Origin of the sequence: Leclercia sp. AS011, assembly GCF_037152535.1 — a bacterium.
Classification (GTDB): Bacteria; Pseudomonadota; Gammaproteobacteria; order Enterobacterales; family Enterobacteriaceae; genus Enterobacter.
Genome location: NZ_JBBCMA010000004.1, coordinates 106353 through 121199 on the forward strand (window position 1 = coordinate 106353; position 14847 = coordinate 121199).

The 14847-nt window shown below is 53.6% G+C and carries 12 protein-coding genes and 2 tRNA genes; 13 read left to right on the forward strand and 1 reads right to left on the reverse strand.

The genetic code is table 11. The features are described from left to right. The first annotated feature begins 21 nt into the window (after positions 1-21). From folP to WFO70_RS16625, 4 genes are all read left to right on the forward strand, one after another. Positions 22-870 (forward strand): dihydropteroate synthase, encoded by an 849-nt coding sequence (gene folP / locus WFO70_RS16610; protein ID WP_337017617.1) that lies wholly within the window; start codon positions 22-24, stop codon positions 868-870. After that, on the forward strand, positions 863-2200 hold the full coding sequence (gene glmM / locus WFO70_RS16615) for a phosphoglucosamine mutase (RefSeq protein ID WP_337017619.1): 1338 nt from the start codon (positions 863-865) through the stop codon (positions 2198-2200). The genes folP and glmM overlap by 8 nt, the downstream gene beginning before the upstream one ends. Positions 2201-2420: 220 nt before the next feature. After that, positions 2421-2753, forward strand: coding sequence for a preprotein translocase subunit SecG (secG, locus tag WFO70_RS16620; RefSeq protein WP_032614427.1), 333 nt, complete (start codon positions 2421-2423; stop codon positions 2751-2753). A 13-nt stretch (positions 2754-2766) separates the two neighbouring features. Further along, positions 2767-2853, forward strand: a tRNA-Leu gene (locus tag WFO70_RS16625). Positions 2854-3000: 147 nt separating this feature from the next. Here the strand turns inward: WFO70_RS16625 and argG are convergent. Then, positions 3001-4347: an argininosuccinate synthase gene (gene argG, locus WFO70_RS16630; protein WP_337017621.1), complete on the reverse strand. Its 1347-nt coding sequence runs from the start codon at positions 4345-4347 to the stop codon at positions 3001-3003. Positions 4348-4633: 286 nt separating this feature from the next. Between argG and WFO70_RS16635 the strand changes: the two genes are divergently transcribed. The 9 genes from WFO70_RS16635 (at position 4634) to nlpI (ending at position 14841) form a co-directional block, all read left to right on the forward strand. Continuing rightward, a tRNA-Met gene (locus tag WFO70_RS16635) sits at positions 4634-4710 on the forward strand. A 207-nt stretch (positions 4711-4917) separates the two neighbouring features. Further along, entirely contained in the window at positions 4918-5370 is a 453-nt protein-coding gene (gene rimP / locus WFO70_RS16640) for a ribosome maturation factor RimP (RefSeq protein ID WP_142487237.1), read from the forward strand. A 27-nt stretch (positions 5371-5397) separates the two neighbouring features. Next, positions 5398-6885 (forward strand): transcription termination factor NusA, encoded by a 1488-nt coding sequence (gene nusA / locus WFO70_RS16645; RefSeq protein WP_337017623.1) that lies wholly within the window; start codon positions 5398-5400, stop codon positions 6883-6885. A gap of 24 nt (positions 6886-6909) precedes the next feature. Further along, complete coding sequence (gene infB, locus WFO70_RS16650) at positions 6910-9600, forward strand: translation initiation factor IF-2 (protein WP_337017625.1); 2691 nt, start codon at positions 6910-6912, stop codon at positions 9598-9600. A gap of 104 nt (positions 9601-9704) precedes the next feature. Then, positions 9705-10106, forward strand: a complete 402-nt coding sequence (gene rbfA, locus WFO70_RS16655; protein WP_039031654.1) for a 30S ribosome-binding factor RbfA — start codon at positions 9705-9707, stop codon at positions 10104-10106. Beyond that, positions 10106-11050, forward strand: a complete 945-nt coding sequence (gene truB / locus WFO70_RS16660) for a tRNA pseudouridine(55) synthase TruB (RefSeq protein WP_337017627.1) — start codon at positions 10106-10108, stop codon at positions 11048-11050. Before rbfA ends, truB begins: the two co-directional genes overlap by 1 nt. Positions 11051-11202: 152 nt before the next feature. Next, entirely contained in the window at positions 11203-11472 is a 270-nt protein-coding gene (rpsO, locus tag WFO70_RS16665) for a 30S ribosomal protein S15 (RefSeq protein WP_032614416.1), read from the forward strand. A 241-nt stretch (positions 11473-11713) separates the two neighbouring features. After that, the gene (gene pnp / locus WFO70_RS16670; RefSeq protein ID WP_337017628.1) at positions 11714-13846 is read left to right on the forward strand and encodes a polyribonucleotide nucleotidyltransferase; all 2133 of its coding nucleotides are present in this window, start codon (positions 11714-11716) and stop codon (positions 13844-13846) included. Positions 13847-13956: 110 nt separating this feature from the next. Further along, positions 13957-14841: a lipoprotein NlpI gene (gene nlpI, locus WFO70_RS16675; RefSeq protein WP_333853383.1), complete on the forward strand. Its 885-nt coding sequence runs from the start codon at positions 13957-13959 to the stop codon at positions 14839-14841. The last annotated feature ends 6 nt before the right edge of the window (positions 14842-14847 follow it).

Sequence of the window (14847 nt, forward strand, 5' to 3'; positions counted from 1 at the left end):
CCAAAAAATCAGGGATTAGCCATGAAACTCTTCGCCCAGGATTCTTATCTCGATCTGTCTCATCCACATGTGATGGGGATCCTGAACGTCACGCCAGACTCCTTTTCTGACGGCGGCACGCATAACACGCTGATCGAGGCGGTCAAACATGCGAATCTGATGATCAACGCCGGAGCGACTATTATCGACGTGGGCGGGGAGTCGACGCGACCGGGCGCGGCGGAGGTCAGCGTTGACGAAGAGTTATCCCGGGTGGTCCCGGTGGTTGAGGCCCTTGCACAGCGTTTTGAGGTCTGGATCTCTGTGGATACCTCCAAGCCGGAGGTGATTCGCGAATCAGCGAGAGTGGGCGCTCACATTATTAATGACATTCGCTCCCTTACCGAGCCGGGCGCGCTTGAGGCCGCGGCAGAAACCGGGTTACCGGTCTGTCTGATGCACATGCAGGGTCAGCCGAAAACCATGCAACATGCGCCGAAATATGATGATGTATTTGCTGATGTGAACCGCTATTTTGTTGAGCATATTGCGCGTTGTGAACGTGCCGGTATCGCAAAAGAGAAATTGCTACTCGACCCGGGATTCGGTTTCGGTAAAAATCTCTCTCATAACTTCGAGCTTCTTGCGCGCTTATCTAAGTTTCACCATTTTGGCCTGCCGCTGCTGGTCGGGATGTCACGAAAATCAATGGTAGGTCAGTTGCTTAACGTCGGGCCTTCAGATCGCCTGAACGGGAGTCTGGCCTGCGCGGTGATTGCAGCGATGCAGGGAGCGCATATTATTCGCGTCCATGACGTAAAAGAGACAGCTGAAGCCATGCGCGTGGTGGAAGCCACACTGGCAGCTAAGGAAAACAACCGCTATGAGTAATCGTAAATTTTTTGGTACCGACGGCATTCGTGGACGCGTGGGCGATGCGCCAATCACACCTGAGTTTGTGCTCAAGTTAGGCTGGGCTGCCGGCAAGGTACTGGCCAGTCACGGCTCGCGTAAAATCATCATTGGCAAAGACACGCGTATCTCTGGCTATATGCTCGAATCAGCGCTGGAAGCTGGCCTTTCTGCGGCGGGGCTGTCTGCCTCCTTTACTGGACCGATGCCGACGCCAGCCGTAGCCTACCTCACCCGTACCTTCCGCGCAGAAGCGGGAATTGTGATCTCTGCATCGCATAACCCGTTCTACGATAACGGCATCAAATTCTTCTCCATCGATGGCACCAAGCTGCCGGATGAAGTTGAAGAAGCTATCGAAGCGGAAATGGAAAAAGAGCTGACCTGCGTGGACTCCGCTGAGCTGGGTAAAGCCAGCCGCATCGTTGATGCAGCAGGTCGCTACATTGAATTTTGTAAAGGCACCTTCCCGAACGAGCTGAGCCTGGGTCATCTGAAAATCGTGGTCGACTGTGCGAACGGTGCAACCTACCACATCGCTCCGAACGTATTCCGCGAACTGGGTGCGCAGGTGGTGGCCATTGGCTGTGAGCCTAACGGGCTGAACATTAATGCCGAAGTAGGTGCCACGGACGTTCGTGCCCTGCAGGCGCGCGTGCTGGCAGAGAAGGCCGATCTGGGCATCGCCTATGACGGTGACGGCGACCGCGTGATCATGGTCGACCACGAAGGTAATAAAGTCGACGGGGATCAGATCCTCTATATCATTGCCCGTGAAGGGCTGCGCCAGGGTCAGCTGCGCGGTGGCGCGGTGGGTACGCTGATGAGCAATATGGGTCTGGAGCTGGCACTCAAACAGCTGGGTATCCCGTTTGTGCGCGCGAAAGTGGGCGATCGCTACGTGCTGGAAAAACTGCAGGAGAAAGGCTGGCGCATCGGCGCGGAAAACTCCGGCCACGTGATCCTGCTCGACAAAACCACCACCGGTGACGGGATTGTGGCAAGTCTGCAGGTGGTTGCGGCGATGGTGCGGAACCATATGTCCCTGCACGATCTGTGCAGCGGCATGAAAATGTTCCCGCAGATCCTGGTCAACGTTCGCTTCACCGCCGGTAAGGGCGATCCGCTGGAAAACGATAATGTGAAAGCGGTGATGGCTGAAGTTGAGGCGGCGCTGGGCTCCCGTGGCCGCGTCCTGCTGCGTAAGTCTGGTACCGAGCCGCTGATCCGTGTGATGGTGGAAGGGGAAGACGAAGCACAGGTGACTGAGTTTGCGCATCGTATTGCGGATGCCGTAAAAGCGGCTTAATAGCCGTAAGTGTCTAAAAAGGCGGCGCTTGCCGCCTTTATTTTGCTCAGAGAGTGCGGTTTTGCTGTTTTTTTCCTCACTTGATACAATGAGCTGAAATTGCCCTTGCGAAGGTCATTCGCTTTGGTTAGTATTCACACCCGCTTCAGTGGGAAAGCAAAACTCCTGCTTATTGGTCGAAGCATTGGTATGCGGCAAATCCGCAAGGAACAGGTTGATTATGTACGAAGCTCTTTTGGTAGTTTTCCTTATTGTAGCCATCGCTCTGGTAGCGCTGATCATGCTGCAGCAAGGTAAAGGCGCTGATATGGGGGCCTCCTTTGGAGCAGGCGCTTCTGGTACGCTGTTCGGTTCAAGTGGTTCTGGTAACTTCATGACCCGCGCAACGGCGATTCTGGCAACGCTGTTTTTCATCATCAGTCTGGCGCTTGGCAATATCAACAGCAACAAGACCAGTAAAGGAAGCGAGTGGGAAAATCTGAGCGCACCGGCGAAATCCGAGCAAACTCAGCCAGCTGCACCGGCTAAGCCGACCAGCGATATCCCGCAGTAAGAGTAGTATCAGTGCTGAGGTGGTGGAATTGGTAGACACGCTACCTTGAGGTGGTAGTGCCCTAACGGGCTTGTGGGTTCGAGTCCCATCCTCAGTACCAATATTCCGAAGAAAAGACGTCGAAAGACGTCTTTTTTTTCGTTTGTACTTTTTGTTGTTCGTAGGCCCGGTAAGCGCAGCGCCACTCGCCCTACAAAAGGCCACAAAAAAGGCGTCCACTGGACGCCTTTTACATTCACATCAACGATTACTGCTTATCGCTGTTTTCCAGATTCTCAACCTGCGGCAGGCCAGTACCCGTTGTTACGGAAAGCAGACCGTTCTCGGTATAGGTGAACAGCTTGGCGCGGGTATCGGTGATATCCAGATTGCGCATGGTCAGCTGACCGATACGATCGTCCGGAGAGAAGACGGACTCGCCTTTTTCCATGGTCAGACGCTCTGCCTGATAGGTCAGGTTGTCAGATACGGTATTCAGAATCGAGTAGTCATTACCGCGACGCAGCTCCAGGGTCACTTCACCCGTAATTGCGCTTGCCACCCAACGCTGCAGGGCATCACGCAGCATCAGCGCCTGCGGATCGAACCAACGGCCCTGATACAGCAGTTTGCCTAACTGACGACCATGAGAGTGATACTGCTCGATGGTGTCTTCGTTATGAATACCGGTCAGCAGACGCTCGTACGCAATATGCAGCAGCGCCATCCCCGGGGCTTCATAGATGCCACGGCTTTTCGCTTCGATGATACGGTTTTCAATCTGATCGCTCATGCCCAGACCGTGACGGCCGCCGATGCGGTTGGCTTCGAGCATCAGTTCCACATCGTCAGAGAAGGTTTGACCGTTCAGCGCAACCGGGTGGCCGCGTTCAAAACGCACGGTCACTTCTTCTGCCTGGATTTTGACGTTTTCGTCCCAGAACTTCACGCCCATGATCGGGTTTACGATCTTCACGCTGGAGTTCAGGAATTCCAGGTCTTTGGCTTCGTGCGTCGCACCCAGCATGTTGGAGTCGGTGGAGTAGGCTTTCTCGACTGACATTTTGTAGTCAAAGCCACAGGCGATCATAAATTCGGACATTTCGTGACGGCCACCGAGTTCGTCGATGAAGTCAGTATCCAGCCACGGCTTGTAGATCTGCAGCTCGGCGTTGGTCAGCAGGCCATAGCGGTAGAAACGCTCAATATCGTTGCCTTTATAGGTACTGCCATCACCCCAGATGTTGACGCCATCGTCTTTCATGGCGGCAACCAGCATGGTGCCGGTAACAGCACGGCCCAGCGGGGTGGTGTTGAAATAGGTCAGGCCGCCGGTGGTGTTATGGAATGCGCCGCACTGAATGGCAGCGATACCTTCGGCAACCAGCTGCTTACGGCAGTCAATCAGACGTGCGTTCTCTGCACCGTACTCCATGGCACGACGAGGGATCGCATCATAATCGTCCTCATCCGGCTGACCCAGGTTCGCAGTATATGCATAAGGAACCGCTCCCTTCTGGCGCATCCACAGCAGTGCAGCGCTGGTATCCAGGCCGCCTGAAAAAGCGATGCCAATACGTTGTCCTTGCGGAAGATGCTTGAGAATCGTCGTCATAAAATAAAACCCTGCTTGATTGACTGATGAGTGATCGCTTTCACCCTAAATGCATTTTTATGCAGAATAAGTGAGTTTTCATTTAATCATCTTTTGGCAAGTACCGAAAGTGATTCGTGTATTTTTTGTAAAAATTTCCCGCCTGAATCGCTGTGGTTCGCGGGGTTGACAGGCGGCGTCCACTATCAATATACTGTACGCCGATTTTACGTCCCGTCCTCGGTACCAAATCCCAGCATTATTTGCATTTTTTACCCACAGCGAGTAGAATTTGCCACGTTTCAGGCGCGGGGTGGAGCAGCCTGGTAGCTCGTCGGGCTCATAACCCGAAGGTCGTCGGTTCAAATCCGGCCCCCGCAACCACTTTCCTATAAAGTCCTTTTTCAAATATACTGTGAAGACTTAGCGCCTTCGTAGCTGGATTTGAAAAAATTCTTTTTGAAAGTGCTCCAGGCCACTGTTGTGGCTATAGGGTTCAGTTATCTAAAGCCCCGATTTATCGGGGTTTTTTGTTATCTGACTACAGAATAACTGGGCTTTATGCCCTTTTTTTACGTCTTGGGGGTGGGCTTGTCCACATTAGACCAAAAATTAACAGAGATGATTAAGGCACCAGTCGAAGCACTGGGCTACGAACTGGTCGGCATCGAATTCATTCGCAGCCGTACATCCACGCTGCGCATCTATATTGATAGTGAAGATGGCATCAATGTTGATGATTGTGCTGATGTTAGCCACCAGGTGAGTGCGGTTCTTGATGTTGAAGATCCTATTACCGTCGCCTATAACCTGGAAGTTTCCTCGCCTGGTCTGCATCGCCCGCTGTTCACTGCTGAACACTACACGCACTACATTGGTGAAGAAGCGGCTCTCGTTCTGCGTATGGCTGTGCAAAACCGCCGTAAATGGCAGGGCGTTATTAAGGCCGTTGATGGTGAGATGATCACAGTAACAGTCGAAGGCAAAGATGAAGTGTTCGCGCTGAGTAATATCCAGAAGGCGAACCTGGTTCCCCACTTTTAACAGTCTGGATGAGGTGAAAAGCCCGCGATGAACAAAGAAATTTTGGCTGTTGTTGAAGCCGTCTCCAACGAAAAATCACTGCCGCGCGAGAAGATTTTCGAAGCGCTGGAAAGTGCACTGGCTACGGCAACCAAGAAAAAATACGAACAAGAGATCGACGTCCGCGTGGAAATCGATCGTAAAAGCGGTGACTTCGATACTTTCCGTCGTTGGATTATCGTTGAGGAAGTGACTCAGCCAACGAAAGAGATCACCCTGGAAGCGGCACGTTACGAAGACGAAAGCCTGAACATCGACGACTACGTTGAAGATCAGATCGAATCCGTCACCTTCGACCGTATCACCACCCAGACTGCTAAACAGGTTATCGTTCAGAAAGTACGTGAAGCTGAGCGCGCTATGGTTGTTGACCAGTTCCGCGAGCACGAAGGTGAGATCATTACCGGCGTGGTGAAAAAAGTGAACCGCGACAACATCTCCCTGGATCTGGGTAGCAATGCCGAAGCTGTCATTCTGCGTGAAGATATGCTGCCGCGCGAAAACTTCCGTCCGGGTGACCGCATTCGTGGCGTACTGTACTCAGTGCGTCCAGAAGCGCGTGGCGCTCAGCTGTTCGTGACCCGTTCTAAACCTGAAATGCTGATCGAACTGTTCCGCATTGAAGTGCCAGAAATTGGCGAAGAAGTGATCGAGATTAAAGCCGCTGCCCGCGATCCGGGTTCCCGTGCGAAAATCGCGGTGAAAACCAACGACAAGCGTATCGATCCGGTTGGCGCATGCGTAGGTATGCGTGGCGCACGCGTTCAGGCGGTCTCTACCGAACTGGGCGGCGAGCGTATTGATATCGTTCTGTGGGACGATAACCCGGCGCAATTCGTGATTAACGCGATGGCACCGGCTGATGTTGCGTCTATCGTGGTAGACGAAGACAAGCACACCATGGATATCGCCGTTGAAGCAGGTAACCTGGCTCAGGCTATCGGCCGTAACGGTCAGAACGTCCGTCTGGCTTCGCAGCTGAGCGGCTGGGAACTCAACGTGATGACCGTTGACGACCTGCAGGCGAAGCATCAGGCAGAAGCCCATGCAGCCATTGATACCTTCACGAAGTACCTGGACATTGACGAAGACTTCGCCACCGTTCTGGTTGAAGAAGGTTTCTCAACGCTGGAAGAGTTGGCCTATGTGCCAATGAAAGAACTGCTGGAAATTGACGGTCTGGATGAAGCCACCGTTGAAGCCCTGCGTGACCGCGCTAAAAACGCACTGACCACCCTGGCACTGGCTCAGGAAGAAAGCCTTGGTGATAACAAGCCGGCTGATGACCTGCTGAATCTGGAAGGTCTTGATCGTGCGATTGCGTTCAAGCTGGCTGCCCGTGGTGTTTGTACGCTGGAAGATCTCGCTGAACAAGGCGTTGATGACCTGGCTGATATCGAAGGTTTAACCGACGAGAAAGCCGGCGAGCTCATCATGGCCGCACGTAATATTTGCTGGTTCGGCGACGAAGCGTAATAAACTGTAGCAGGAAGGAACAGCATGACTGATGTAACTGTAAAAACGCTGGCTGCTGAGATTCAGACTTCCGTGGACCGCCTGGTACAGCAATTTGCTGATGCAGGGATCCCGAAGTCTGCTGATGACTCAGTGACCGCGCAAGAGAAACAAACCTTATTGTCGCACCTGAACCGTGAACACGGTTCTGCGCCTGATAAACTGACGTTACAGCGTAAAACGCGCAGTACGTTAAATGTTCCAGGTACCGGTGGCAAAAGCAAATCGGTACAAATCGAAGTCCGCAAGACGCGCACCTTTGTAAAACGTGATCCGCAAGAGGCAGAACGCCTTGTCGCGGAAGAGCAGGCACAGCGTGAAGCGGAAGAACAAGCTCAGCGTGAGGCAGAAGCAACTGCCAAACGTGAGGCAGAATTAAAAGCTGAACGTGAGGCCGCAGAAAAAGCGAAGCGCGATGCCAGTGATAAAGCGAAGCGTGACGCGGCGGAAAAAGACAAAGTGAGCAATCAACAGACTGACGAAATGACCAAAACAGCCCAGACGGAAAAAGCCCGTCGTGAAAATGAAGCTGCTGAACTGAAGCGTAAAGCCGAAGAAGAAGCACGCCGTAAGCTGGAAGAAGACGCACGTCGTGTTGCTGAAGAAGCGCGCCGTATGGCAGAAGAAAACGAGAAGAATGGTGTTAATCCTGTCGAGCAGACAGAAGACACCAGTGATTACCACGTAACCACTTCTCAGCACGCGCGCCAGGCAGAAGACGAAAACGACCGTGAGGTTGAAGGTGGCCGTGGCCGTACTCGCACCGCGTCCAAAACTGCGCGTCCGCAGAAGAAAGGCAACAAGCACGCTGAATCCAAAGCCGATCGCGAAGAAGCGCGTGCAGCGGGTCGCGGCGGTAAAGGTGGCAAGCGTAAAGGTTCCGCGCTGCAGCAGGGCTTCCAGAAGCCAGCTCAGGCCGTTAACCGTGACGTTATCATTGGCGAAACCATCACCGTTGGCGATCTGGCGAACAAGATGGCCGTTAAAGGTTCTCAGGTCATCAAGGCAATGATGAAGCTGGGCGCGATGGCGACCATCAACCAGGTTATCGATCAGGAAACCGCACAGCTGGTTGCCGAAGAGATGGGCCACAAAGTTATCCTGCGTCGTGAAAACGAGCTGGAAGAAGCGGTAATGAGCGACCGTGACACTGGCGCTGCTGCAGAGCCGCGTGCTCCGGTTGTGACCATCATGGGTCACGTTGACCACGGTAAAACCTCTCTGCTCGATTACATTCGTTCTACGAAAGTTGCATCTGGCGAAGCGGGTGGTATTACCCAGCATATCGGTGCTTACCACGTAGAAACCGAAAACGGCATGATCACCTTCCTGGATACCCCGGGCCACGCCGCGTTTACCTCTATGCGTGCTCGTGGTGCGCAGGCGACGGATATCGTTGTTCTGGTGGTTGCAGCAGATGATGGCGTGATGCCACAGACCATCGAAGCAATCCAGCACGCGAAAGCGGCGCAGGTGCCTCTGGTTGTTGCAGTGAACAAAATCGATAAGCCAGAAGCGGACATGGATCGCGTTAAAAACGAACTGTCCCAGTACGGCGTTATGCCGGAAGAGTGGGGCGGTGAGTCTCAGTTCATCCCGGTTTCTGCAAAAGTGGGTACCGGTATCGATGACCTGCTGAACGCTATCCTGCTGCAGGCTGAAGTTCTGGAGCTGAAAGCGGTTCGCAATGGTATGGCGAGCGGTGCGGTGATCGAATCCTTCCTGGATAAAGGTCGTGGCCCGGTTGCTACCGTTCTGGTACGTGAAGGTACCCTGAACAAAGGCGACATCGTACTGTGTGGCTTCGAATATGGCCGTGTTCGTGCAATGCGTGACGAACTGGGTCGTGAAGTGCTGGAAGCAGGTCCGTCCATTCCTGTGGAAATCCTGGGTCTGTCCGGTGTTCCGGCTGCCGGTGATGAAGTGACCGTTGTGCGTGACGAGAAGAAAGCGCGTGAAGTTGCGCTGTACCGTCAGGGCAAATTCCGTGAGGTTAAACTGGCTCGTCAGCAGAAATCTAAACTCGAGAACATGTTTGCTAACATGACCGAAGGCGAAGTTCACGAAGTGAACGTCGTTCTGAAGGCAGACGTTCAGGGTTCTGTGGAAGCGATCTCCGACTCTTTACTGAAACTGTCTACCGACGAAGTGAAAGTGAAGATCATCGGTTCTGGCGTAGGTGGTATCACCGAAACCGACGCAACCCTGGCTGCAGCCTCCAACGCGATTCTGGTTGGCTTCAACGTTCGTGCCGATGCTTCTGCGCGTCGCGTGATCGAAGCAGAAAGCCTGGATCTGCGTTACTACTCCGTCATCTATCACCTGATTGACGAAGTGAAAGCGGCGATGAGCGGTATGCTGTCTCCGGAACTGAAACAGCAGATCATCGGTCTGGCTGAAGTTCGTGATGTGTTCAAATCACCGAAATTCGGTGCTATCGCGGGCTGTATGGTTACCGAAGGTAACATCAAGCGTCACAACCCAATCCGCGTTCTGCGTGACAACGTGGTTATCTATGAAGGCGAGCTGGAATCCCTGCGCCGCTTCAAAGATGACGTTAACGAAGTCCGTAACGGCATGGAATGTGGTATCGGCGTGAAGAACTACAACGACGTTCGCGTTGGCGATATGATCGAAGTGTTCGAGATCATCGAGATCCAACGCAGCATCGACTAATCCCCTGCGGATTGGTCTACATGTAAGCCGGGATAGCCTCGCGCCACCCGGCAAGAATTATCAAAAAGGGGCTAAGAGCCCCTTTTTTGTCTGGAGAATTTATTATGGCGAAAGAATTTGGTCGCCCGCAGCGTGTTGCTCAGGAGATGCAAAAAGAGATCGCAATCATCCTGCAGCGCGAAATTAAAGACCCGCGCCTGGGCATGATGACGACGGTATCCGGTGTTGAAGTGTCCCGCGACCTGGCCTATGCCAAAGTGTTTGTGACCTTCCTGAACGACCAGGATGAAGCCGCGGTGAAGCTGGGCATCAAAGCCCTGCAGGATGCCTCCGGTTTTATCCGTTCTCTGCTGGGCAAAGCTATGCGCCTGCGTATCGTGCCGGAATTGACCTTCTTCTACGACAACTCACTGGTTGAAGGGATGCGCATGTCCAACCTGGTCACCAGCGTGGTGAAGCAGGATGATGAGCGTCGCGTGAACCCGGACGATAAAAAGGAGGACTGATGAGTCGTCCTCGTCGTCGCGGTCGCGACGTGCACGGCGTGTTGCTGCTGGATAAGCACCAGGGTGCTTCCAGCAACGACGTGCTGCAAAAAGTAAAGCGTCTCTACAATGCTAACCGTGCGGGTCATACCGGTGCGCTGGATCCGCTGGCGACCGGCATGCTGCCGGTTTGCCTGGGTGAAGCGACGAAGTTTTCCCAGTATCTGCTGGATTCCGACAAACGCTACCGCGTCATTGCAAAGCTGGGTCAACGCACGGACACTTCCGATGCGGATGGTCAGGTGGTAGAAGAGCGCCCGGTGACGTTCAGCGCTGAACAGCTTGCGGCGGCACTGGAGAGTTTCCGCGGCGACACCGAGCAGGTGCCGTCGATGTATTCCGCACTGAAATACCAGGGCAAAAAACTCTATGAGTATGCGCGCCAGGGTATCGAGGTGCCGCGCGAAGCCCGCCCGATTACGGTGTATGAGCTGCTGTTCATTCGCCACGAAGGGGATGAGCTGGAGCTGGAAGTGCACTGCTCAAAAGGCACTTACATTCGTACCATCATTGACGATCTGGGTGAGAAGCTGGGCTGTGGCGCGCACGTGATTTATCTGCGTCGTCTGGCGGTGAGTAAGTACCCGGCAGAACGGATGGTGACGCTGGAGCAGCTGCAGGCGCTGGTTGAACAGGCGCAGGAGCAGGGGATCGACGCGGCCGTGCTGCTGGATCCGCTGCTGATGCCGATGGACAGTCCTGCTTCGGACTACCCGGTGGTCAATCTGCCGTTGACGTCGTCCGTTTACTTCAAAAACGGCAATCCGGTGCGCACCACTGACGTCCCTCATCAGGGACTGGTACGCGTTACGGAAGGCGATAACAATACCTTCATCGGCATGGGTGAAGTCGACGACGAAGGTCGTGTCGCACCACGCCGTCTGGTGGTTGAATATCCGGCATAAGCTGACGCCTTACCTTGCGATAAGCAGGGGAGGCGGGTAGAATATTGCCGCTTAACGTCTGGTAAATTGTTTAACAATTGGCAAGCGTTATACATGGGATAGCTGAATTAGAGATCGGCATCCTTTCATTCTTTATACTTTGGAGTTTTAAAATGTCTCTAAGCGTTGAAGCTAAAGCTAAAATCGTTTCTGAGTTTGGTCGTGATGCTAACGACAGCGGTTCTACCGAAGTTCAGGTTGCACTGCTGACTGCACAGATTAACCACCTGCAGGGTCACTTTGCAGAGCACAAAAAAGATCACCACAGCCGTCGTGGTCTGCTGCGCATGGTTTCTCAGCGTCGTAAACTGCTCGACTACCTGAAACGTAAAGATGTTGCACGCTACACCGCGCTGATCGAGCGTCTGGGCCTGCGTCGCTAAGTCTTGCGAGTTTCAGAAAAGGGGGCCTTATGGCCCCTTTTTTCAACCAGACCGCAGCAATTCACTAAAAACTAATGTATTGTTGCTATAAATGATCTTCATTGCAGAGGTTCGCGCGGCTAATGAGAGGCTTCACCCATGGGGGTGTCGGTTGTCATTAGTCGCGAGGATGCGAAGAAGGTCCGGTTAAACGTCAGCACGCCTCTGGTGTGCTGTCATTCATTTAAGAAAGGACAGAATCTTGCTGAATCCGATCGTTCGTAAATTCCAGTACGGTCAGCACACCGTCACGCTGGAAACCGGCATGATGGCGCGTCAGGCCACTGCTGCCGTTATGGTAAGCATGGATGACACCGCGGTATTCGTAACCGTGGTTGGCCAGAAAAAAGCAAAACCAGGTCAGGACTTCTTCCCTCTGACCGTTAACTACCAGGAGCGTACCTACGCTGCCGGTAAAATCCCGGGTGGTTTCTTCCGTCGTGAAGGCCGTCCAAGCGAAGGCGAAACCCTGATTGCGCGTCTGATTGACCGCCCGGTTCGCCCGCTGTTCCCGGAAGGCTTCGTTAACGAAGTTCAGGTTATCGCGACCGTTGTTTCCGTTAACCCACAGGTTAACCCGGACATCGTAGCGATGATCGGCGCATCTGCAGCCCTGTCCCTGTCTGGTATTCCATTCAACGGTCCAATCGGTTCTGCGCGCGTAGGTTACATCAATGACCAGTACGTTCTGAACCCGACTCAGGACGAGCTGAAAGAGAGCAAGCTGGACCTGGTTGTTGCCGGTACAGAAGCGGCAGTACTGATGGTTGAATCCGAAGCAGAACTGCTGAGCGAAGACCAGATGCTGGGCGCGGTGGTCTTTGGCCACGAGCAGCAGCAGATCGTTATCCAGAACATCAACGACCTGGTGAAAGAAGCCGGTAAACCACGTTGGGACTGGCAGCCAGAAGCGGTTAACGAAGCGCTGAACGCGCGCGTTGCAGCCCTGGCAGAAGCGCGTCTGAGCGATGCTTACCGCATCACCGACAAACAAGAGCGTTATGCTCAGGTTGACGTTATCAAATCTGAAACCATCGCTACGCTGGTTGCAGAAGATGAGTCCCTGGACGCGAACGAGCTGAGCGAAATTCTGCACGCTATCGAGAAAAACGTTGTTCGTAGCCGCGTTCTGGCAGGCGAGCCGCGTATCGATGGCCGTGAAAAAGACATGATCCGTGGTCTGGATGTGCGCACTGGTGTTCTGCCACGTACTCACGGTTCCGCACTGTTCACCCGTGGTGAAACTCAGGCGCTGGTTACCGCGACTCTGGGTACTGCCCGTGACGCACAGAACATCGACGAACTGATGGGCGAGCGCACTGACAGCTTCCTGTTCCACTACAACTTCCCTCCGTACTCCGTTGGTGAGACCGGTATGGTAGGTTCACCGAAGCGTCGTGAAATTGGTCACGGTCGTCTGGCGAAGCGCGGCGTTCTGGCTGTAATGCCAGATGCTGACAAATTCCCGTACACCGTGCGCGTGGTTTCTGAAATCACCGAATCTAACGGTTCTTCTTCCATGGCTTCCGTGTGTGGTGCTTCTCTGGCACTGATGGACGCGGGTGTTCCGGTGAAAGCAGCCGTTGCGGGTATCGCGATGGGTCTGGTGAAAGAAGGCGACAACTACGTTGTGCTGTCTGACATCCTGGGCGACGAAGATCACCTGGGTGATATGGACTTCAAAGTTGCGGGTTCCCGCGAAGGTATCTCTGCACTGCAGATGGATATCAAAATTGAAGGCATCACCAAAGAGATCATGCATGCTGCGCTGAACCAGGCGAAAGGTGCACGTCTGCACATCCTGAGCGTGATGGAACAGGCGATTAACGCGCCGCGTGGCGACATTTCTCAGTTCGCACCGCGTATCCACACCATCAAGATCAGCCCAGACAAGATCAAAGACGTTATCGGTAAAGGCGGTTCTGTTATCCGTGCTCTGACCGAAGAGACCGGCACCACCATCGAAATCGAAGATGACGGTACTGTGAAGATCGCAGCGACCGACGGCGAGAAAGCGAAATTCGCTATCCGTCGTATCGAAGAGATCACCGCAGAGATCGAAGTGGGCCGTATCTACAGCGGTAAAGTGACCCGTATCGTTGACTTTGGCGCATTCGTTGCCATCGGTGGCGGTAAAGAAGGTCTGGTTCACATCTCTCAGATCGCTGACAAGCGCGTTGAGAAAGTGACCGATTACCTGCAGATGGGTCAGGAAGTTCCGGTTAAGGTTCTGGAAGTTGACCGCCAGGGCCGTATCCGTCTGAGCATCAAAGAAGCGACCGAGCAGTCCTCTGCCGCTGCACCGGAAGCTCCGGCAGCAGAACAGGGCGAGTAAGGTTGCCGTTTGCCCTCCGCGCATGCGGGGGGCTTATTATCAGGCAGGACGCCTTGTTAAGCCGCCGGGGGACAGGACGTTCATCCAATAGTTGTCTTCGGGAGTGGGAAATGAAGCCTTTTCTGCGCTGGTGTTTCGTTGCGACAGCTTTGACGCTGGCAGGATGCAGCAACTCTGCCTGGCGTAAAAGTGAAGTCCTCGCAGTGCCACTGCAACCGACTTTGCAGCAGGAAGTGATTCTGGCACGCATGGAACAAATTCTTGCCAGTCGGGCTTTAACCGATGACGAACGCGCACAGCTTTTATATGAGCGCGGAGTGTTGTATGATAGTCTCGGTCTGAGGGCACTGGCGCGAAATGATTTTTCACAAGCGCTGGCGATCCGACCGGATATGCCGGAAGTATTCAACTACTTAGGCATTTATTTAACGCAGGCAGGCAATTTTGATGCTGCCTATGAAGCGTTTGATTCTGTACTTGAGCTTGATCCAACTTACAACTACGCGCACTTGAATCGCGGGATCGCCCTGTATTACGGCGGTCGTGACAAGTTAGCGCAAGATGATCTGCTGGCGTTTTATCAAGACGATCCTAACGACCCTTTCCGTAGCCTGTGGCTTTACCTCGTCGAGCAGAAGCTCGATGCAAAGCAGGCCAAAGACGCGTTAAAGCAACGCTTCGACAAATCGGATAAGGCACAGTGGGGATGGAATATTGTCGAGTTCTACCTGGGCGACATCAGCGAAGCAACGTTGATGGAAAGGCTTAAGGCAGACGCAACGGATAACACCTCGCTCGCTGAGCATCTCAGTGAAACCAACTTCTATTTAGGTAAGTACTACCTAAGTCTGGGGGATATGGACAGCGCCACGGCACTGTTCAAATTAGCGGTTGCTAACAACGTCCACAACTACGTTGAGCACCGTTATGCATTGTTGGAATTATCGCTCTTGGGCCAGGAGCACGACGACCTGGCAGAATCGGACCAGCAATAGCTGACG